Origin of the sequence: Pseudomonas sp. EL_65y_Pfl2_R96, assembly GCF_963970905.1 — a bacterium.
In the GTDB taxonomy this organism is placed as follows: domain Bacteria; phylum Pseudomonadota; class Gammaproteobacteria; order Pseudomonadales; family Pseudomonadaceae; genus Aquipseudomonas.
In genome coordinates this window covers 1-255 of the sequence record NZ_CAXAQH010000458.1, presented here as the reverse complement: position 1 = coordinate 255, position 255 = coordinate 1, and the positions used below count along the sequence as shown (strand labels likewise).

1 protein-coding gene is annotated in these 255 nt (G+C 58.0%); it reads right to left on the bottom strand.

What is annotated here, in order from left to right; all coding sequences use genetic code 11:
* Window positions 1-255: transposase (locus AACY49_RS31560; RefSeq protein WP_339528288.1), on the bottom strand; the 255-nt coding region annotated here is incomplete at both ends.

Sequence of the window (255 nt, the reverse complement as noted above, 5' to 3'; positions counted from 1 at the left end):
GTTGGTATTCGCTCTGCCCTTTCAGCAGAGCGAATACGATCCGAGCAAGCTTGCGAGCCAGTATCACCAGCGCCTGAGTGGTGCTGAAGCCTCGAGCTCTTTGCTCTTCGTAAAAGCCTTTCCAGGCAGGCGTACGGCTGGCCGACATGGCTGCATTGTGCAAAAGCCGGCGGGCTTCCGGGTCACCTCGCTTGGTCAGACTCCGACGACCATCCTTTTGTCCTGACTTCGACACGCGCAGATCCATTCCCAGGA